The organism is Thalassobellus citreus, from assembly GCF_044385915.1.
GTDB classification, from domain to species: Bacteria; Bacteroidota; Bacteroidia; order Flavobacteriales; family Flavobacteriaceae; genus Thalassobellus; species Thalassobellus citreus.
Window position 1 is genome coordinate 1 of record NZ_JBISCC010000124.1, and the last position, 20,887, is coordinate 20,887.

The following is a 20,887-nucleotide window of genomic DNA, read 5'->3' on the forward strand; positions in this document are numbered from 1 at the left end:
GGACAAACCTATAATTTATTTGATTTACTAACAGGTGAAGATCAAACAGGAACATGGAGTGATGATGATTCATCAGGCGCTTTAAGTGGAAACACAGTTACACTAGATGGACTTGCACCAGCAACTTATAATTTTACTTATAATGTAGCAGCAATAGGAATTTGTGATGATGTAGATGTAACGGTTCAAATTATAATAAACGATACACCAGCTCCAACTGCAAATACTCCACAAGAATTTTGTGATAGTGCAACAGTTGCAAATTTAGTTACGACTTCAGGAACAAGTATCCAATGGTATGATGCAGCAACTGGAGGAAACCTTTTAGCAGATGTAACAGATTTAGTAGATGGTCAAATCTATTATGCAACACAAACAAATGCAACAACTGGTTGCGAATCTTCTATGAGAACAGCAGTTACAGCTACCATATATCAATCGCCTAATGCAGGAGCACCAAATTCAACAGGTATTGTATCATGTAATGATAGTACAATCGATTTGAATTCAGGATTAGATGGCACTCAAGATTTAGGAGGAACTTGGTATGAAGGTTCAGACAATACAGGTACAGTAGTTACAAATCCAACAGCATATGATGTTTCCGGATTTGCAGCCAATAATTATCAATTTACTTATTATGTAGTAGCTTCAGCACCTTGTGTAGATGATAGTGAAACAATATCTGTAACTATTGAAGGGCCTTTAAATGCAGGAACAGATGGTCTTCCATTAGAACTTTGTAGTAATGATGGAACTATTGATTTGTTTACTCAATTACAAGGTTCGCCTGAAACAGGAGGGGTTTGGTCACCAGCTATGGCTAGTACAACAGGTGTTTTTGATCCATTAGTAGATCCTTCTGGAACATATATATATTCCTTAACAAATGCTTGTGGAACTTTTAGTAGTCAAATAGAAGTAACAGTTTCTCAAGCTCCAAATGCAGGAGTTGATGATGCTATTACAATTTGTGTAATAGATGGTTTAACAGATTTATTTCCTCTTTTAGGAACAGCTGCACAAAGTGGAGGTGTTTGGTCACCAGCTTTAACAAGTGGTACGGGAGAATTTGATCCTAGTGTTGATGTCTCAGGAATTTATACTTATACAGTTGCAGCAACAGTACCATGTTCACCAAATGCAGTGGCTCAAATAACAGTAACTGTAGATGATATTTCTGCTCCTATAGTCGTAGAAGCAAATCCAGAGTTTTGTTTAGTAGATAACCCAATCGTTTCAGATTTAAGCAGTGCTTTAACTTTAACAGGAACTGTTAACTGGTATGAAGATGCTTCATTAACAATAGTAGCAGATTTAACTGACAACTTAATTGACGGAGAAGATTATTATGCAACTCAAACTAATAGTACTGGTTGCGAATCTTCAACAAGTATTCAAGTTACAGCAATTATAAATGATGTAGCAACTCCGACATTAGAAGACCTTAACAAAGAGTATTGTATAAATGATAACCCTGCACCAACTATTAACGATCTTACTTTAAATATTACAGAGCGAGATACTAATAATGTAGTTTGGTATGATGCAGAAATGGGTGGGAATATAATAAGTAGTTCTACAGAGCTTTCAAATTTAACATCTTATTACGCTGTTTTAGTTGATGCTACAACAGGATGTGAAAGTAGTATAAGGTTAGAGGTTACTCCGGATATAACATCATGTGGAAAACTAGATTTACCTGACGGCTTCTCGCCAAATAATGATGGTGTAAATGATACATTCGATTATAACAACTTAGATATTTTATATCCAAACTTTGAAATTGAAATATTCAATAGATATGGTAATGTTGTTTATAAAGGAAATGCTTCAACACCTCGTTTCAACGGAAAGTCTAATCAATCAAGATCGATTGGAAATGGAGACTTACCAGTAGGTGTTTACTTCTATATTTTCAAATTTAATGATAATACTAACAAGCCCGAACAAGGACGTTTATACTTAAGCAGATAATTTTTTAGATAACACAATTTAGAAACTATGAAACATTTAAATATATATCATAAAATAGCTGCGATAGTAGGATTGACATTCTTAATGTCCGTTCAAAGTTTTGCGCAGCAAGATCCTCAATTTACACAGTACATGTATAATATGAGTGTTATAAACCCCGCATATGCAACTGCAGATGAGGCCATTTTAAATCTTGGAGGTTTATACAGAACACAATGGGTAGGGCTAGAAGGAGCTCCTAAAACAGGAACCTTTTTTGCACATACACCTATAAATGAGAAAATAGAAGTCGGTATTTCGTTTGTTAACGATAATATTGGAGACATTGTTCAAGAAAATAACATTTATGCAGATTTTGCTTATGTTTTACCTGTTGGGATAGAATCTAAACTATCGCTAGGTTTAAAAGCAGGATTTACATTATTCGATGTTAATTTTGATGGCTTTAATTTACAATCGGGAAATGTATCTACAGATTTAGCATTTAATGAAAACGTTAATAAAGCATTTCCTAATTTAGGAATAGGAGCCTTTTTCTTTACTAATAAATATTACATCGGTTTATCTGCTCCAAATATGTTGTCATCTAAACATTTAGAAACAGAAAACGGAGTTAGAGCTACAGGTATTGAAAATGTACACTACTTTTTAACAGGTGGTTATGTGTTCGACATCAATAAGAATTTGAAATTTAAACCTGCATTTATGGCTAAATCGGTTAAGGGAGCACCTTTAGCATTAGATTTAACAGCTAACGTTTTAATTAATGAGAAATTAGAAGCCGGTTTAGGTTATAGATTAGACGATGCTATTAGTGGTTTGGTAGGTTTTAGAATTTCACCAGAATTAAAAATAGGATATGCTTACGATTTTACAACCAATAATTTAGGAAGTTATAACTCAGGATCGCACGAAATATTTATTTTATTTGATGTCGATTTATTCGGTTTCAAAGGAGGATATGATCGTTCACCAAGATTCTTCTAAACTTTAATAATAGGAAACATGAAAAAACATATATACATATTTGCAAGCCTTTTATTAGTTAGTGGAATGGCATTAGCACAAAAAGGAAATATAAAAAGAGCCAATAAGCTTTTTGAAATGAGAGCTTATAATGAAGCAGCTGAGACATACGAAACAAAAGAACGTAATCAAGAAGTACTTCAAAATTTAGCCGATAGTTATTATTACAACACCAGTCTTCAAAAGGCTATTAAAACCTATAGGGAGTTGTTTGTAGAGTATGGCGATTCTATTGATATTGAATATCATTTTCGCTATGCACAAGCTTTAAAAGGTGTTAAAAATTATACAGAAGCCGATAAACATTTAAGTTCATATTATAATAAACCAATTAATACGAGTGCGTTTATTCAATCTAACAATAAAACAACACCTCATGATTTTGAATTGAAACAAATTGTGAATGAAAATTCTAGTAGCGATTTTGGTTTATCGTTTTATGGAGATAATAAAGTGGCTTTTGCTTCGGCAAGAAATACTGAAAACCCATCATATTCATGGAATGAGTTACCATATTTAGATTTGTATAGCGCAACCTTAACAGATGATAATAAACTTGAAAATATTCAGCCTTTTTCTGAAGCTATAAATACAAGTTCTCACGAAAGTAACGCAGTATTTACTAAAGATGGTAAAACTATGTATTTTAATAGAACTAATACAACTCGTAAAAAAACGGATGAAGAGCGTATTGCGCATATTAAAATTTATAAAGCAGAATTGGTAGATAGTATTTGGACAAATGTTACCGCATTGCCATTCTCATCAGATAGTTATAGTACAGAGCATCCAGCATTAAGTAAAGATGAAAAAACACTTTATTTTGCAAGTGATATGCCAGGGGCTTTAGGAAGTTTCGATATTTATAAAGTGGCAATTAATGAAGATGGAACTTACGGAAATCCAGAAAATTTAGGAGCTACAATTAATACAAAACATAGAGAACAATTTCCTTTTATAAGTGAATTTAATGTGTTGTATTTTTCTTCAATTGGTCACCAAGGTTATGGTGGTTTAGATGTCTTTAGAAGTAATATGGTGAATGATGCATTTGATAAACCTGTAAATTTAGGTAGTTCTATAAATAGTAATTTAGATGATTTTGCTTATGTTATTAGAGAAAAAGATAATATGGGTTATGTGTCTTCAAACAGAACAGGATTCGACAGATTATTTGGTTTTGCTAGAGAAATAAACCCACTAACAATATATCAAGTTGAAGGTGTTATTCAGGATTTAAATAGTAAAGAATTGTTAGGAGGATCACTCGTAACTTTGTTTGACGAATCTGATACTGTGATTCAAGATACTATAGTTGGAGATGATGCATATTATATTTTTAAAATAGAACCAAATAAAAAGTATAAAGTTCGTGGAACACGAAAAGCGTATATTCCTCAAGATGTTGAGTTCTCAACAGATAGTAAAGGGAAAGTACAACATAATATCTATTTAAATTTAGAGTCTTTTGCAGATGCTGAAGAGCGTGTAAAAGAAAATGAAGAGAAGGTTGTTAAAGTAGAATTAGATAAAATTTATTTTGATTTTGATGAAGCAATTATTCGTGAAGATGCCTCAGTTACTTTAAACGTATTGGTAGATTTAATGAAAAAATATCCGTCAATGGAAGTTGAGGTATCTGCACATACAGATGCACGCGGACCAGATCAATACAATTTAGATTTATCTAAAAAACGTGCCGCTTCAACACTTGAATATTTAGTAAGCCAAGGCATTGAAAGAAACCGATTAAAAAGTATTGGTTATGGAGAAATGCAACCACTTAACGAATGTGTTAAAGAAGGTATTTGTGACGATGAGCAATACGATGTTAACAGACGTTGCGAATTCACAATTTTAAATTAATAATTAGTAACCAACCATAATTTTAACCAAATTATTTGATTAAGCCTTTCCATTTCGGAGAGGCTTTTTGTTTATATTTGCTTTTAGTGAACTTTTTGTCATTCCTGCGAAGGCAGGAATCTATTTCGATAAAATCTTTAACTACTAAAAAAGATTCCTGCCTATGCAGGAAGTTGTTATGAACGAAAACCTAGATCCAACAAACGATAATTTTTCTCCTGAAGAGCTTGACGTTGAAAAAAAGTTAAGACCCTTAGCTTTTGATGATTTTACAGGACAAGATCAAGTATTGGAAAATTTACAGATTTTTGTTCAAGCTGCAAACTTACGTTCAGAAGCCTTAGATCATACCTTATTTCACGGCCCTCCAGGTTTAGGTAAAACTACCTTGGCGCATATATTAGCAAGCGAACTTGATGTAGGTATTAAAGTAACATCTGGACCTGTATTAGATAAACCAGGCGATTTAGCAGGTTTGTTAACTAATTTAGATGAACGTGATGTCTTATTTATTGATGAAATACATCGGTTAAGTCCTATTGTAGAAGAGTATTTATACTCAGCTATGGAAGACTATAAGATTGATATTATGATTGAATCTGGCCCCAATGCCAGATCCGTACAAATTAATCTAAACCCATTTACTTTGGTTGGAGCAACCACACGTTCCGGATTACTTACGGCTCCCATGCGAGCACGTTTTGGAATTCAAAGTAGATTACAATATTATAAAACCGATTTACTAACCACTATTGTACAACGTAGCGCAGGCATTTTAAATATGCCTATTTCTATGGAAGCAGCTATTGAAATTGCAGGAAGAAGTCGTGGTACGCCTAGAATAGCCAATGCTTTGTTGCGTCGTGTTAGAGATTTTGCGCAAATAAAAGGAAATGGATCTATAGACATTAATATAGCAAAGTTTGCTTTAGAAGCGTTGAATGTAGATGCGCATGGTTTGGATGAAATGGATAATAAAATTCTAACAACTATTATTGAGAAATTTAAAGGCGGTCCTGTTGGGCTTTCAACTATTGCTACTGCAGTAAGTGAAAGTACAGAAACTATTGAGGAAGTTTACGAACCTTTTTTAATACAGCAAGGTTTTATTATGCGTACACCTCGTGGGCGTGAAGTTACTGAGCAAGCATATAAGCATTTAGGAAAAGTAAAAGGGCCAACTCAAGGTGGTTTGTTTTAATGTCTAAATATAGGTATCCAAATACAATTCCTTTTTTAAAATTTTTATTAAATGTTTCTTCATTAGCTAAGAACCCTATTCCATTTCATAACAAATGGTTTAACGAAGTTGGAGATACTTTTGCTATAAAATCGCCTTTTTATGGGTATATTGTTTTAACACGCGATGTGGTTGTAACGAAACATATGCTTCAAAAGCATCATAAAGCATATCATAAATCAAAAATTCAAACAACCTATTTATCAAAATATGTTGGTTATGGGCTTTTAACTTCTAGTGGCGATTATTGGTTAAAACAACGTCGATTAATTCAGCCAGCTTTTCATAAAGAGAAAATTCAAAATCTAGTTTCAATAATAAACACAGCAATAGAGTCTAATGTAGAGAATATAAAAGAAGGTGATTTTGTCGATTTATATCCTATAATGAATGAGCTTGCTTTTGATGTTGTTGCCAAATCATTGTTTAATTTTTCTGCTGAAAAAGAGACTTTAAAACGTTTACAATTTATAATTGAAAAGCTTCAATTATTTATAGTTAAAGAATTAAGATTGCCTTATAAAAAATTGTGGTATAAATTGAATGGAGACATCGGTTACCATATGAAATTGGTTAAGGAAAGTCAAGATATTATTAATAGCGTTATTGAAAAAAGAAGAAAATCTGTTGAAGAACATGACGACCTTTTAGACATGCTTTTGAAAGCACAATATGAAGATGGTTCTACGATGACAAACAAGCAATTGATTGATGAAATATTGATTTTGTTTGTTGCAGGACATGAAACTACAGCTAATTCGTTAACATTTACACTTAAACTTTTAGCTCAAAATAAAGACGCTTTAAATAAAGTTGAAGCTGAAGTTAAAAATGCATTTTCTAAAAATTTAACACCACTACAAGAAATAACAGAACTAAATTACACGAAGTGTTGTATTGAAGAAAGTTTACGTTTATACCCTCCTGCTTGGATAACCGATAGAGTAAATATTGAAGATGATAAAATAGATGATTATTTTTTAAAGAAAGGCACTATTTTAGGTGCTTCTATTTATGAGCTACATCGAAATAAAAAATATTGGAATACACCGGAAGCTTTTAAACCCGAACGTTTTTTTGAAGAGAACAGAAAACAAATTATGCCTTATTATATGCCTTTTGGTGCAGGTCCAAGGCTTTGTATAGGAAATAATTTTGCGATGTACGAAATGATTTTGGCAGTAAGCTCCATCATTAAAAAGTTTAATGTTTCTTCTGAGAATGATATTATAAAAATAAATCCTCTAATAACTTTAAAACCAGTAGATGTTAAGATAAAGTTTACTTTAAAAAAATAAAATTCTACTCTAAATTCATTAAAAAACGAGTCAAATTTATTGTCTTTTATAGATAAAAGCAGTTTTTAATCTAAACCTATTTCTTTATAACAGAAATAATTGATTTTTATCAAAAAAAATGTTAGGTTTTAATAAGACAGGTTATTTTTGTACATAAATAATTTATTCAAAAACCCAAATTTGAAATGAATAACCTAAAATTTATTAAGCTATTAGCGCTTTCTATAATTTCTTTTTCATGTGCTACCAACAATGATGATTATATACAAGCGCCACTACAAACAGATTTAAAAAATAAGATTGATGCCATTTATGGGTCTAAAAAGACATTGATCCTTCCAGATTCAGATAGTTATGCCAGCATACCTAAAGATGCTAAAAATAGTATTACTGATGCTAAAGTTGAATTAGGGAAATTTCTTTTTCATGAAACGTTAATTGGTAAAGATTCAAATAAAGAAGAAGGTATGGGTACGTATTCATGCGCTTCGTGTCATCATACATCTGCAGGGTTTCAAAGTGGTTTGTTACAAGGGATTGGAGATGGAGGTATTGGCTTTGGAGATCACGGAGAAGCGAGAGTAAAGTCGCCTAATTATTTAGAAGCAGACTTAGATGTACAGCCTATTAAAACACCGAGTATTTTAAATACAGCTTATCAAAGTGTTATGCTATGGAACGGACAATTGGGTGCAACAGGTTTTAACAGAGGAACTGAAGACCAATGGGTTGATGGTACTCCTGCTGCTAAGAATAACTTAGGATTTGGAGGTTTAGAGACACAAGCTATTGCTGCTTTAGGATTGCATCGATTAATGATTGATAATTCGCTAATAGAGAATACAACATATAAAGCGTTGTTTGATGCCGCTTTTCCTAACATTGCAGAGCAAGATCGATGTACTACAATAAATGCAGGATTAGCTATAGCAGCTTATGAAAGAACTGTTCTGTCAAATGAAGCTCCGTTTCAAAAATGGTTAAAAGGTGATGAATTTGCTATGAGTGATGCAGAATTAAAAGGAGCAATTTTGTTTTTTGATAAAGGACAGTGTTATAATTGTCATTCGGGTCCAGGACTAAATGGTATGGATTTTTATGCGTTAGCAGTGAATGATTTGCAAGGAGATAATGTGATGACAGTAATTGATGAGGCAACAAAAAAAGGAAGAGGTAGTTTTACTAAAAACACAGATGATGATTATAAATTTAAAGTACCTCAATTGTATAATTTGAAAGATGTTAATTTTTACGGGCATGGAGGTAGTTTTACATCTGTAAAAGAAATTATTAGTTATAAAAACAAGGCAATACCAGAAAATAGTGAAGTGCCATCTAATAAAATATCTCCTTTATTTAAACCTTTAAATTTAACAGAAGAAGAAGTAGATTTAATAACAGTATTTGTTGAGGATGCTCTTTACGATCCTAATTTAATACGTTATCAGCCTACAAGTTTACCTTCAGGAAATTGTATGATTAATGCCGATCCTCAATCGTCGTTAGACATGGGGTGCAATTAATTTTAGAGGAAAAGAAATAGAAAATATAAAAGTAAATTGTAGTTTAGGTGTTTTAAGTATCAATTGAAAAAATCAAAACACACGCAACTTATTAAAACCGAAGCCAAACGCCTCGGTTTTTTATCTTGTGGTATAAGTAAAGCAGCTTTTTTAGAAGAAGAAGCACCACGATTAGAAAAATGGTTAAATAATAATATGCATGGGCAAATGCAGTATATGGAAAACCATTTTGATAAGCGTTTAGACCCAACAAAATTGGTTGAAGGTTCTAAAAGTGTTATTTCGTTATTGCTTAATTATTATCCTGAAGAAACTCAAAGTAATGATAGTTTTAAGCTTTCAAAATATGCTTATGGTAACGATTATCATCATGTTATAAAACATAAATTAAAATCACTTTTAAATTTTATTCAAGAAGAGATAGGAGAAGTTCATGGACGTGCTTTTGTAGATTCTGCACCTGTGTTAGATAAAGCTTGGGCTGCTAAAAGTGGTTTAGGTTGGATTGGGAAACACAGTAATTTATTAACCCAACAAGTAGGCTCGTTTTATTTTATAGCAGAACTTATTGTTGATTTAGATTTAGAATACGATTCGGTTACAACAGACCATTGTGGCACTTGTACTGCTTGTATCGATGCTTGCCCAACAGAAGCTATTACCGAACCTTATGTGGTTGATGGAAGTAAATGTATTTCTTATTTTACTATTGAATTAAAAGAAAATATTCCAACTGAATTTAAAGGTAAGTTTGACGACTGGATGTTTGGTTGCGATGTGTGTCAAGATGTGTGTCCTTGGAATCGGTTTTCGAAAGCACATAGCGAGCCTTTATTTAATCCGCACCCCGAATTACTTTCTATGACTAAAAAAGATTGGGAAGAAATTACGCAAGAAGTGTTTAGTAAGGTGTTTCAAAAATCGGCAGTAAAGCGTACTAAGTTTTCTGGGTTACAACGAAATATTGACTTCTTGAAATAATACAGAAATAGTGTAAATATTAAATTGAATACGTTTTTTGCGTTAGGGATTGCAGAGGAAATCCTTTTTGAGAGGCACGAGCAAAAAGATTGTAACGGAAAGCCCGACCCTTGTGGTAACGCCCAAATTATATAACTTACTTTGTAGATTCTCTTTTTACTAGAGCGGTTTCTAATGTAATGGTTTTTGGTGTAATTGGCTTGTTTTTTTTAATTGCTTTAATTTCTTTATAAAGTTGTTTAAAGGCTGTTTTTCCCATGTCGTATCCTGGTTGATTTATGGTGGTTAAAGTTGGAGATATAACCGATGACATAAACCAATTACTAAAACCAACAATACTAATATCTTCAGGAACTTTAACGCCTTGTCTATTAAATTCGGTTAATGCTCCAATGGCAACTAAGTCGGTGTTTATAAAAATACCATCAACATCATTATGATCTTTTAATAGTTGTTGGGCACTTTTTTTGCCTTCTTCAAAACTAATATCGCCACATTCGCATATATAAACTAAAGAGGCATCATAAGGCATGTTATTATCTAGTAATGCTTTTTTGTAACCAAGAAATCTGTCTATAGAATTTTGAGGTAAAAGCGGACCTCTAAAATGTGCAATACGTTTGCAACCAGTATCAATTAAATGCTGTGTTGCATCGTATGCTGCTTTTCGATCGTCTATAATAATTTTTGAACATTTTACAATTTTGGCTATTTTATCAAACATTACGAGTGGCTTATCTAGAGCAATTACATCGGTTAAATGATTAAAATTAGCAGTGCCATTGGCTATGGATATTAAAATACCATCTACACGATGACTTAATAATAAGTCAATTTGTTTTTTTTCAAGTTCGTAAGACTCGTTAGATTGTAGAATTATAACCAAATACCCTTTTTTTTCTGCTTGTGCTACAATACCTTTAATGACACTAGAGAAAAAATGGTGAACAATTACGGGAATAATTAATCCAATAGTTTTAGATTCTTTGGTTCTTAAATTAACCGCAAAAGCGTTGGGTTTGTAGTTTAGTGTTTTAGCTAACTCTTTAACTAGTCCTTTTGTTTTTTTACTAACATCAGGATAATCTTTTAATGCTTTTGAAACAGTTGTAACTGAAATGTTTAAATGTTCTGCTATTTGTTTTAAAGTTACTGGTTTCATAAAAAAATAGATGTTTTTTAATGCTAAATATAGTAAAAAAATCAAAAACGAAAACGTTTTCGTTAATTTCGAAAACGTTTTCGTTGCGAAAATTGTATTTTTAGTATGTTGTAAATGTAAATTGCGTAACAATTAAACTACAAAATTATTAAATAACTAAAATTTAAGACAAAATGAATTCAACTAAAACTAAATGGAGTTTTTTACTCTTTATGTTATTTTCAGTATCGGCAATTTTTGCGCAATCAACGATTTCTGGAACAGTTAATGACCAAAGTGGTGTGCCACTTGGTGGTGTAAACGTTATTTTGGACGGTACTACTAAAGGTTCGGTTACCGATTTTGATGGAAACTACACAATTGCTAATGTAGAAGATGGAGCATATACATTAATAGCAACCTTTATTGGCTACAAAACTTTTACAAAAAGTGTTGAAGCGCAAGGAGGCGATATTACAGTGAGTTTTTCTATGGAAGAAGATGCAGCATCGTTAGACGAGATTGTTGTAACTGGGGTAGTAAATCCAAAATCTAAATTAGAATCGAGTGTATCGGTTTCTACTATGGATGTGAAACTTATTGAACAAGCATCTCCAAGAAGTGCAGGTGAGCTTTTTAGAAACATACCAGGTATACGTGCAGAATCTTCGGGTGGTGAAGGTAATGCTAACTTTAATGTGCGTGGTGTGCCAATTTCTTCTGGTGGATCGAGATACTTTCAAATTCAAGAAGATGGTTTGCCTTTAAACTTATTTGGAGATACGTCTTTTGGAAATGCCGATAACTTTTTAAGAATTGATTCAAATGTTGGTAGAGTTGAAGCTATTAGAGGTGGTTCTGCGTCTACACAAACATCTAATGGGCCTGCAGGTATTATTAACATGATTAGTAAAACAGGTGCTACTGAAGGTGGTTCTTTCGGAACAACTTTCGGATTAGATTACCAAACAAGCAGATTAGATTTTGAATACGGTGCGCCAATTGGTGAAGGGTTGTCATACCATATTGGTGGCTTTATGAGAAGTGGAGAAGGTCCAAGAGAAATTGGTTACCAAGGTAATAAAGGTGGACAGTTTAAAGCGAATCTTACTAAAAGATTTGAAAGCGGATATGTGCGTGTTTATGCTAAGTTTTTAAACGATAAATCGGTAATGTATTTACCAATGCCAATGTTATTAGAAGGCGATAATGCAAATCCAACTTTTTCTAATCTTCCAGGTTTCGATATTACTAATGATGCGGTACAATCTGCTTATTTACAACAAAGTGCTGGAACGTCTCCTTTTGATGGTGGTGGAACACATGTAAATGATGTTAGAAATGGAAATAATCCTATTTCTAAATCTTTAGGAGCTGAGTTTTCTTTTGATTTAGGTGATGGTTGGAAATTAGCAGCTAAAGGAAGATATTCTAACAATAGTGGCGAATGGGTTGCCCCATTTACAGCTGCTGTTGGTACGGTTTCAGAAATTGATGCAACTGCTAGAGCAGCAGCAGGTGCAGGATCTGAACCATTAGTTTATGCTGACGGCGATAGAGAAGCTTTCAATCCATCTAACGGATTAGCTCAAATTATACATATGTTTGATGTAACAGTTGATGATTTAAGTAACTTTTTTGGAGATGTAAAAGTATCTAAAAAGCTTGGTGATAATGTTGGAGTAACTGCTGGTTTATTTACAGCAACTCAAAACACTAAAATTGGATGGCAATGGAACTCTTTCCTTTCTGAAGTTAAAGGAGGAGGGCAAGCTAGATTAGCAGATTTTGATGGTTTTTCAAGAAATGGTCAATATTCTTACGGAACGCCGGTTTGGGGAAACTGTTGTCAACGTAAATACAATACAGTACATAATGTAAATTCTCCTTATGTTGGTGTTGATGCAGATATTACTGAAAAATTAAACTTTGATGGTAGTGTGCGTTTTGAAAATGTTAAAGTAACAGGTAACATTGCAGGAGGACCAACAAGTCAGGGTAATTACGATTATGATGGTGATGGTATAATACAAGGTATTGAGCAATCTGTTCCTGTTATTGCAGGTAATGCTGGTCAAATTGTTAATGATGATTATAACTTTGTGTCGTATTCTGCGGGTCTTAACTATAAGTTAGATGAAGGAGCTGCTGTTTTTGCAAGATACAGTTCTGGTGCTTCTGGTAGAGCAGCCGATAGAAATTCTTATGGAATAGATGGAAAAGCAGATGTGCAGTATGATGAAGTATCTCAATTAGAAGTTGGTTACAAGAAAAGATTAAAAAATGGTGTGCTTAACTTAACAGGATTTATGAGTAATACCGATGAGGGTTTAAGTAACGAATTAAACAGAACAGTTGGTAATCCTTTTAAAGCTTTAGGTTTAGAAGCTGAAACAGCTTTAGCTTTTGGAGATAACTTCTCTGTTAATGGTTCTTTTACTTGGACAAAAGCAGAAATTGATGGTGGTGACAATAAAGGAAATACACCAAGAAGACAAGCCGATTTAGTTTACAATGTATCGCCGTCTTATAATTTTGGTGAAAACAGTCAGCACAGTATTGCTTTAAGTATGTTAGGAACATCTAAGTCGTATGCTCAAGATGATAATGATTTAGTAATGCCAGCTTATGCATATTTTAATTTAATAGGAAGAGTTGGTTTAACAGAAGGACTTTCGGTAGTATTAAGTATGAATAATATTTTTGATACTGTAGGTATTACAGAAGTTGAAGGTAATGGCGATGGAGCTTTTGGAGGAAACCGTTTAGTAAGAGCACGTTCAATTAGTGGAAGCTCTTCTACAATTTCTTTACAATATAAATTTTAGAAACTAGATTAATAGCAAAGTTTGTTTGGTTTTAAGTAAGTAATAAGGGTTGATATAAAGGCAACTTAGTATCAACTCTTTTACTTTAAGTAACACAATAAATACAATGAAATATCTAGCTGTAGTAATTCTGTTTTTTTCAACATATTTTGGTTCTATAGAGCTGTTGAATAATGATTTGTTTCAAGACTCAAAAACAATTATAGTTTATGGTAGTGATACTTGTCATTATTGTATTGATACTAAAACTTATTTAAAGGAAAAACAAATTGATTTCACATATTACGATGTTGATGTAAATTTAGAAAAGCAAAGAGAAATGCTTATAAAATTACAAAAGGCAGGGTTTTCAGTTGATAATTTGTCTTTACCAGTCGTAGATTTAGGTGGTAAATTGATAATGAATACTCCTACTGATTTTGAAGGGTTTCTTAAAAAAATAATAACCAAAAATAGTAAAGATGAAAATAACTAAACCAAATTTATCCTTTTGGCAGATCTTTAATATGAATGTTGGGTTCTTAGGAATTCAGTTCAGTTTTGGTTTGCAGCAAACAGCTGTTAATCCTATATTTTCATTTTTAGGGGCGCATCATGAAGATTTACCTTTATTAAATTTAGCAGGACCCGTTACAGGTTTAATTATACAGCCAATAATTGGAGCTATTTCAGATAAAACGTGGTCTCCTCGTTGGGGTAGACGTAAACCGTTTTTTTTAATAGGTGCAATAATTGGTAGTTTGTGTTTGTTTGCATTTCCTTTTAGTCCTGCACTTTGGTTTGCTGTTGGTTTACTATGGATTTTAGATGTAGGTAATAATATGGCTATGGAACCTTATCGTGCATTTGTAGGCGATAAATTGCCTAGTAAACAGTTGAGTTTTGGTTATCAAATGCAAAGTTTGTTTGTAGGTGCTGGTATTGTTTTGGCTAATGCATCTATCTTTCTTTTTCAAGATTGGTTTGGTGGTTCAGAAACTGTTGAAGCTGGTAGTGGTATTCCTAAATGGTTATATTATTCATTCTTTATTGGTGCTGTTTTGTCTGTTTCAACCATTTTATGGTCAGTTTTAAAAACTCCAGAAATTCCTCCTTCTGATGATGAATTAGAAGATATAAAAAAGCACAATGCTTTGCCGCTTGTAGATAGAATTAAAACACCTTTTTTAGAAATTGTTAATGCGATTAAAGATATGCCTAAATTTATGTGGAAGCTATCTGCGGTCTATTTATTTCAATGGTATGCTTTGTTTGTTTATTGGCAGTTTGTAGCACCTATGTTTGAAGAAACTATGAGTTTTGATAAGTCACAAGCATTAAGTCAAGCAGCAAAGATGAATACAACATATAACGTCTCAACCATGGTTTTTGCATTGGCATTGGTGCCATTGGCATTAAAATTTGGAGGGAAAAAAGTATATGTTTTTAGTTTGTTTTTAACAGGAATTGCCATGCTTTCTATTCCACACATTCAAGATCCACTGTTGGTTATTTTACCTATGATTTTATTTGGTATAGGTTGGGCAGCAATGATGGGTATTCCTTATTCAATGGTCTCTAAAATAGTTCCTCAAGAACGACGAGGCGTTTATATGGGAATATTAAATATGATGATAGTTATTCCTATGGGTATCCAAACGCTCAGTTTTGGTGCTATAGAGAAGCATCTTTTAAAAAATAGTGCAACGAATGCTATCCTGTTTGGTGGTGTGTTTTTTGTTATAGCTGGTCTTTTGGCGTTACGACTTAAAGAGCCTAAACCTGATGAAAATGATGAAGATGTGGTGATTGTAGGTGTAGGTGAACATTGATCTTCCTTGTTTGAAAGGAAGTAAAGAAATTTAAAATAAAAATTTTGGAAAATAATATAAAAGATATAGACATTTTATGTGTTGGCGAAGTCTTGGTTGATTTTATCGGACATCAATCTGGAGTACAGATTAATAACACAAGAGATTACCATAGGTATTTAGGCGGCTCTCCTACGAATGTAGCGATGAATTCTGCTAGGCTTGGTTTAAATGCAATGATGATAGCAACTGTTGGAGACGATGGTTTTGGAGAATATATTTTTGAAAGACTTAACGAAGTAGGCGTTGTTACTAGCAATATTAATAAAATTGATGACAAACCTACCAGTGTTATTTTTGTATCGAGAACAGATAGTACACCAGATTTTATTCCTTTTAGAAAAGCTGATTATTGTATTGATGAAGACCAAATATCGGCAGAGATACTTTCAAGAACCAATATCTTTCACACAACTTGTTTTGCGTTAAGTGAAAATCCTGCGCAGGATACCATTTTAAAAAAGGCTGAAGAAGCCTTTAATTTAGGTTGTAAATTAAGCATTGATGTGAATTATGCAAAAAAACTGTGGAAAAGTCAAGAGGAAGCACTCCGTGTAATTAAAGCCTATTGTAAGTTTAATCCGTTAATAAAAATTAGCGAAGATGATATGCTACGTCTTTTTGAAAAGGAAATGCCTCATGACGATATTTTTAATTTTTTCCATTCAGAAGGTGTCGATACTGTGTGTTTAACTTTAGGAAGTAAAGGGGTTAAATTGTCTCAAAAAGGAAAAGAAATTATTCAGTTACCAGCCATAAAAATTGAAAATGTTATGGACGCTACTGGTGCGGGAGATGCTTTTTGGTCTGGATTTTTATTCGCTTATATTAAAGATAAACCTATAGAGAAATGTTTAGAAGTAGCATTACAATTAGCAGCTTTGAAACTTCAAAATGTAGGCAGGTTGCCAGATAATATTAATATACTATCAGAACTTTTGTAAAGTAATAAAATAATGTCAAAAGAAAATAAAATAGCTAATGGTGTGATGCTAAATGCATACCCAGACAGTATAGGTGGTAATATGAGCGACATAGTTGCTATGTTAAAAAAGCCTGAGTTTAAAGATGTGTTTTCATTGTTTTATGTGTTGCCAACGTTTTTTAATAGCGATTTAGATAGAGGCTTTTCAGTTATAGATTATAATTTAAATAAGGAATTAGTTTCTGAAGCGGATTTAAAAGATTTAGAGGTCCTCAATATTAAATTAAAATTTGATATTGTATTAAATCATTTATCTGTTGCCTCTCCTCAATTTACAGATTTATTAAAACACGGAAATCAATCAAAATATAAAGATTTTTTTATTAATTGGAATACCTTTTGGGAAGGTAACGGAGACCTGGGTGATGATGGTATTGTTGTGCCTCATGAAGAATTTCTTAGTAAATTATTTATGAGAAAATCAGGTTTACCTATTTTAAAAGTGCGTTTGCCTGATGGTACAGAAAAACCATATTGGAATACTTTTTATCAGCAAATAACATACAACAAAATCTCGATTTCCGATTTAAAAAGCATTAAAGAACTCTCTCATGAGAAAGCATTATTAATTTGTTATAAGGTCAATAATGCTATTGATAGTAAAGAAGATGTTAAGACGATTGATTTTGAGGAAAGTAATGAGTTTAAAGATGATGTTTTAAACATAATAGAACAAAATCGTTCTTATTTAGGGCAAATGGATGTGAATGCGAAATCGCCATTAGTTTGGAATTTCTACGAAGAAACACTTAAAAAAGTTAGCGATTTTGGTTGTTCTATATTGCGGTTAGATGCCTTTGCTTATTTACATAAAGAAATAGGGCAAGCCAATTTTTTTAATAAACCTGGTACTTGGGATTATTTAGAACGTATAAAAGAAATTGCCAATAAAAATGATTTAACACTGTTGCCAGAAATTCATGCCGAATACGGATTGCATTTACACGATGAGGTAGCAAAGGAAGGTTATCAAATTTATGATTTCTTTTTGCCAGGATTAACAATACATACCATAGAAAACGGAACAAGTAAAGCGCTTTTAACTTGGGCTAAAGAAATTATAAATAAAGGCTATAAAACTGTTAATATGTTAGGGTGTCATGATGGAATACCTGTATTAGATTTAAAAGGAAAAGAAGTTGATGGTGTGTATAATAAAGGCTTATTAGAGGATGATGAGATTGAAGCTATTATGAGTAAAATCATGGAGCGTGGTGGTCGTGTAAAAAATCTTTACGATCCTTCGGGAAATAAGATTTCTTACTATCAAGTTAATGCTACTTTTTTTAGTGCTTTAGGAGAAAGTGAACAGAAACTATTATTGGCAAGAGCCATCCAAATGTTTATGCCTGGGATACCTCAAGTTTGGTATTTAGATGTTTTTGCAGGTGCTAACGATTATGAAGCTGCCGATAAAGGTGGAAGTGGCGGTCATAAAGAAATAAATAGGACTAATTTAACAATGCAAGATGTTGAGGAGGGACTTAAAAAAGAGATTGTTAAAAATCAGTTAGAAATCATTCGTTTAAGAAATACTTCTAAAGCATTTTTAGGAACTGTAAAAATTAATGATACGTCTGATAATGAAATAAATATTAGATGGGAACATGATATTCATTTTGCGCAACTAAATGCGAATCTTAAAACGCATGTGTTTACTATAACGTTTTCAGAAAATAGAATGTCAAAAATAATGACATTTTAGTAACATATTGTTTGAATATGTTAGATATTTTTAGATAATATTTAATAAGTTTTGGTTAAAAAAGTACCTTCAATAATTCAAAATATTGAAGGTTTCCTTATATAGGATTGTTATATTTGCTATTGTAATTCTTTAATTATTTCCAATGAGCAAACAAAGTAAGCGTAGTGATGCTTTAATGTATCACGAATTTCCAACTCCAGGTAAAATACAAGTAGTTCCAACAAAAAAATATGCAACACAAAGAGATCTTTCTTTAGCATATTCGCCAGGTGTAGCAGAACCTTGTTTAGAGATTGAAAAAGATAATGATAATGCCTATAAATATACAGCAAAAGGAAACCTTGTTGCTGTAATATCTAACGGAACTGCTGTTTTAGGACTAGGAAATATAGGTCCTGAAGCTTCAAAACCTGTAATGGAAGGTAAAGGTTTGCTTTTTAAAATTTTTGCCGATATAGATGTTTTTGATATTGAAGTTGATACAGAGAATATTGATGAGTTTATTGCTACAGTAAAAAATATAGCGCCAACATTTGGAGGTATTAATCTTGAAGATATTAAAGCGCCTGAAGCTTTTGAAATTGAAAGACGCTTAAAAGAAGAGTTGGATATTCCTGTAATGCATGACGATCAACATGGAACAGCTATTATATCGGCGGCAGCATTAATTAATGCTTTAGAAATAGCAGGAAAGAAAATTGAAGAAGTAAAAATAGTTATAAGTGGTGCTGGAGCAGCTGCTATTTCATGTTCGCGTTTATATCAAGATTTTGGTGCTAAACGAGAAAATATGGTCATGCTAGATAGTAAAGGCGTAATAAGAAATGATAGAGATAATTTGTCATCTCAAAAAGCAGAGTTTGCTACAGATAGAAAAATAGATACGCTTGATGAAGCTATGCAAAATGCCGATGTATTTATAGGTTTATCAATGGCCGATATTGTATCTCCAGAGATGCTATTATCTATGTCAAAAAATCCTATTGTGTTTGCTATGGCAAATCCAAATCCAGAAGTAAATTACGATGTTGCTATTGCAACGCGTAAAGATATTATTATGGCAACGGGAAGAAGTGATCATCCTAATCAAGTAAATAATGTTTTAGGTTTCCCATTTATATTTAGAGGTGCTTTAGATGTTAGAGCAACTAAAATTAACGAAGCTATGAAAATGGCTGCCGTTAAAGCTTTAGCAAAATTAGCTAAAGAACCTGTGCCAGAGCAAGTAAATATAGCTTACGGAGAAACTAGATTAGCATTTGGTAAAGATTATATTATTCCTAAACCAACAGATCCAAGATTAATTGCCGAGGTGCCACCAGCAGTAGCCAAAGCAGCTATGGAAAGTGGTGTGGCTAAAAATCCTATTACAGATTGGGATGCTTATAAAGATAAATTAAGAGAGCGTTTAGGTTCAGATAACAAAATGGTAAGGCTGCTTCTTAGTAGAGCTAAATTAGATCCAAAACGTGTTGTTTTTGCTGAGGCTGATCAGTTAGATGTTATAAAAGCAGCTCAAATAGTCTATGAAGAAGGTGTAGCAATCCCTATTTTATTAGGTAGAAAGAAAACTATAAAAAATTTAATGGCAGAAATTGATTTTGATGCCGATATTCTTATAGTTGATCCAAAAACAGACGAAGAAAAAGAGAGAAAAGATAAGTATGCTAAAGTATATTGGGAACAACGCAAGCGTAGAGGTGTAACACTTTATGCAGCAGAACGTTTAATGAGAGAGCGTAATTATTTTGCCGCTATGATGGTGAATGAAGGTGATGCTGATGCATTAATTTCTGGATACTCACGTAGTTATCCATCGGTTGTAAAACCTATGTTAGAGCTTATAGGTATGGCTAAAGGCGCTAATAGAATAGCAACAACCAATGTTATGATGACTAAGCGTGGGCCGTTATTTTTAAGTGATACCTCTATAAATATTAATCCTGGTTCAAAGGAATTAATAAAAATTGCAAAAATGACTTCGCAAGTTGTTAAAATGTTTGGAATGAATCCAGTTATGGCAATGATTTCATATTCAAATTTTGGCTCTTCAAAAAATATTGAATCATTAAAAGTACGTGATGCTGTAGCTTATTTACATCGTCATTATCCAGATATGATTGTTGATGGTGAATTACAAACAGATTTTGCCTTAAATGGCGACATGCTTAAGGAGAAATTCCCGTTTTCTAAACTGGTAGATAAAAAAGTAAATACGCTTATTTTTCCAAATTTAGATTCCGCAAATATTACTTATAAATTATTAAAAGAATTAAACGAAGCAGAATCTATTGGGCCAATTATGATGGGCATGAAAAAGCCTGTACATATTTTACAATTAGGGGCAAGTGTAGATGAAATTGTAAACATGACAGCTATTGCCGTAATTGATGCACAACAGAAACAGCAGTTAGAGCTAGAAAAGGTTGGTGTTAAATAATTTAGTGAAAATAATTTTATTACA

14 protein-coding genes are annotated in these 20,887 nt (G+C 32.6%); 13 read left to right on the plus strand and 1 reads right to left on the minus strand.

All coding sequences use genetic code 11. The annotated features are described in order from the left end of the window. The 7 genes from ACH5TX_RS08940 to queG all read left to right on the plus strand — a co-directional run. Window positions 1-1,977: gliding motility-associated C-terminal domain-containing protein (locus tag ACH5TX_RS08940; RefSeq protein WP_439339162.1), on the plus strand; the 1,977-nt coding region annotated here is incomplete at its 5' end. A gap of 27 nt (window positions 1,978-2,004) precedes the next feature. Beyond that, on the plus strand, window positions 2,005-2,964 hold the full coding sequence (locus ACH5TX_RS08945; protein WP_439339163.1) for a PorP/SprF family type IX secretion system membrane protein: 960 nt from the start codon (window positions 2,005-2,007) through the stop codon (window positions 2,962-2,964). An 18-nt stretch (window positions 2,965-2,982) separates the two neighbouring features. Further along, window positions 2,983-4,869, plus strand: coding sequence for an OmpA family protein (locus tag ACH5TX_RS08950; protein WP_439339164.1), 1,887 nt, complete (start codon window positions 2,983-2,985; stop codon window positions 4,867-4,869). A 178-nt stretch (window positions 4,870-5,047) separates the two neighbouring features. Then, the gene (ruvB, locus tag ACH5TX_RS08955) at window positions 5,048-6,070 is read left to right on the plus strand and encodes a Holliday junction branch migration DNA helicase RuvB (RefSeq protein ID WP_439339426.1); all 1,023 of its coding nucleotides are present in this window, start codon (window positions 5,048-5,050) and stop codon (window positions 6,068-6,070) included. Next, window positions 6,070-7,407 (plus strand): cytochrome P450, encoded by a 1,338-nt coding sequence (locus tag ACH5TX_RS08960; protein ID WP_439339165.1) that lies wholly within the window; start codon window positions 6,070-6,072, stop codon window positions 7,405-7,407. The genes ruvB and ACH5TX_RS08960 overlap by 1 nt, the downstream gene beginning before the upstream one ends. 185 nt (window positions 7,408-7,592) lie before the next feature. Then, window positions 7,593-8,930: a cytochrome-c peroxidase gene (locus ACH5TX_RS08965; protein WP_439339166.1), complete on the plus strand. Its 1,338-nt coding sequence runs from the start codon at window positions 7,593-7,595 to the stop codon at window positions 8,928-8,930. A 63-nt stretch (window positions 8,931-8,993) separates the two neighbouring features. Further along, window positions 8,994-9,911, plus strand: coding sequence for a tRNA epoxyqueuosine(34) reductase QueG (gene queG / locus ACH5TX_RS08970; protein ID WP_439339167.1), 918 nt, complete (start codon window positions 8,994-8,996; stop codon window positions 9,909-9,911). A 136-nt stretch (window positions 9,912-10,047) separates the two neighbouring features. Here the strand turns inward: queG and ACH5TX_RS08975 are convergent, their stop codons facing one another. Continuing rightward, a complete protein-coding gene (locus ACH5TX_RS08975; RefSeq protein WP_439339168.1) occupies window positions 10,048-11,073 on the minus strand; it encodes a LacI family DNA-binding transcriptional regulator in 1,026 nt (341 codons plus the stop codon). Window positions 11,074-11,246: 173 nt separating this feature from the next. Between ACH5TX_RS08975 and ACH5TX_RS08980 the strand changes: the two genes are divergently transcribed. From ACH5TX_RS08980 to ACH5TX_RS09005, 6 genes are all read left to right on the plus strand, one after another. Continuing rightward, entirely contained in the window at window positions 11,247-13,880 is a 2,634-nt protein-coding gene (locus tag ACH5TX_RS08980) for a TonB-dependent receptor (protein WP_439339169.1), read from the plus strand. A 106-nt stretch (window positions 13,881-13,986) separates the two neighbouring features. Next, on the plus strand, window positions 13,987-14,355 hold the full coding sequence (locus ACH5TX_RS08985; protein ID WP_439339170.1) for a glutaredoxin family protein: 369 nt from the start codon (window positions 13,987-13,989) through the stop codon (window positions 14,353-14,355). Continuing rightward, entirely contained in the window at window positions 14,342-15,691 is a 1,350-nt protein-coding gene (locus ACH5TX_RS08990; RefSeq protein WP_439339171.1) for an MFS transporter, read from the plus strand. The genes ACH5TX_RS08985 and ACH5TX_RS08990 overlap by 14 nt, the downstream gene beginning before the upstream one ends. Window positions 15,692-15,735: 44 nt before the next feature. Further along, window positions 15,736-16,674 (plus strand): carbohydrate kinase family protein, encoded by a 939-nt coding sequence (locus ACH5TX_RS08995; RefSeq protein ID WP_439339172.1) that lies wholly within the window; start codon window positions 15,736-15,738, stop codon window positions 16,672-16,674. A 12-nt stretch (window positions 16,675-16,686) separates the two neighbouring features. Next, the gene (locus tag ACH5TX_RS09000) at window positions 16,687-18,420 is read left to right on the plus strand and encodes an alpha-amylase family protein (protein WP_439339173.1); all 1,734 of its coding nucleotides are present in this window, start codon (window positions 16,687-16,689) and stop codon (window positions 18,418-18,420) included. A gap of 145 nt (window positions 18,421-18,565) precedes the next feature. Next, window positions 18,566-20,863: an NADP-dependent malic enzyme gene (locus ACH5TX_RS09005; protein ID WP_439339174.1), complete on the plus strand. Its 2,298-nt coding sequence runs from the start codon at window positions 18,566-18,568 to the stop codon at window positions 20,861-20,863. Window positions 20,864-20,887: the final 24 nt, after the last annotated feature.